Annotated in this window: 1 protein-coding gene; it reads left to right on the top strand. The window is 42.3% G+C overall.

Features of this window, described 5'->3' with window-relative positions; all coding sequences use genetic code 11:
• A partial coding sequence (locus tag D0T49_RS12670) for a fibrobacter succinogenes major paralogous domain-containing protein (RefSeq protein ID WP_239057075.1) occupies window positions 1-1,316 on the top strand: 1,316 nt, incomplete at its 5' end.
• Between the last annotated feature and the right edge of the window lie 201 nt (window positions 1,317-1,517).

Here is a 1,517-nt window from a genome sequence, read left to right as displayed (position 1 = left end):
TAGTTTTGTTCTGTCTTTTTCAATTTTCGTTTTTCATTTTTAGTGCAACTGCACAGGTAACAATCGGAGCCGACAAAGCACCTGAAACATTCTCTGCTTTAGAGGTAGTAAGTACTACAGGCGGTTTACGCTTGCCTCAGTTGACTACCGACCAGCGTAACAAATTATCGGTAAGCGGTAAGGATTTAGCTAAAGGCTTGACTATTTACAATATCACGACTAACTGTACCGACACATGGAATGGTACTGCTTGGATATCGAATTGCGGTAGTAATGTAGCTCCACAAATTACCGCTCAGCCTCGTGCTTTCAACTGGGCAGAAACTAAAAATGCAACCGCCCTTACTGGTATTGGTGGTGAATCGGCTACTATCAGCGTAACGGCTACCGGAATAGCTCCCCTTACTTACCAATGGTATGAAGTGACAGCTAACACCAATGCAGCTCCTATAGCTGTGACTGACGGTACAGGAGGCGATTCAGATGCTTTTACTCCCAGTTTATCAGCTTTGGGCATGCGCCGTTACTATTGCCAAGTTACCGATGTTAATGGCAACAGCATAAACAGTGATATAGCCGAAGTGGCTGTAGGTTGTGGTGCTAAAACAGTAGCGGGAGGTTGGAGTACATTTATGTGTTATAATCTTGGGGCGACCGAGCAAAGTATAGAAGAACAAAAGGCTTGTTCAAGCCCTGTGTTTAGCCACCCTAATACAAGAGATAATAACTCTATTGTTTATGGCGACTTATACCAATGGGGACGTAAGACTGACGGTCACGAAAAACGTACCAGTGCTATAACAACAACATTATCTGATAACAACGATGCTACAGCTCCCGATGGCATTTCCGATTCTTTCATTAAAACTCCTTCTTATCCTTACAATTGGACTGTTACTAATACTGTCGACCTTAATTGGCGTAATCAAAAAAATGCTATTTACGATCCATGTCCTACCGGATGGCGTGTTCCTGCTCAGAGTGAGTGGAGTAATATTTTCAATGGCAGTTCAGCACCCGGTACTAAAGCCACTGCTGTGGCTAATACTTGGGTGTGGCATGATGCAGTTAATGGTACCGCCGGTTACGAAGTGAAACCTGATGGCGAGACTACTACTTTCTTTTTACCCGCCGTCGGTTACCGCAATCACTATGATGGCGAACTCTATCAGGTAGGTTCTTACGGACGTTACTGGAGTGGTAGTCTTAGCAGTGTGTACTCGGACGCCTTGGCTTTTAATAATAGTGGTGTGTACCCTGCGAGCATTAACAACCGTGGACACGGCTTTAGTGTACGGTGTATTGCTGAATTATAGATAGACAACAAATGCAAGGAGCTGTCTCAAAAGTAAAATAATCAATTTTGCTACTATCAAATTATTACCGTTCAAAACAAAGTAATAAGGTTATTGGCTGAAAATAAGGTTTTTATCAGACATCTTATTCTGTTGAAAAATCTTAATAATTGCACAAGTAGGAGTAAACCGTCCTTATTACCTTATTTTACTTTCCGAATT

Source organism: Paludibacter sp. 221 (assembly GCF_010501035.1).
In the GTDB taxonomy this organism is placed as follows: domain Bacteria; phylum Bacteroidota; class Bacteroidia; order Bacteroidales; family Paludibacteraceae; genus QVMH01.
This window is presented reverse-complemented; position numbering and strand designations above follow the sequence as displayed.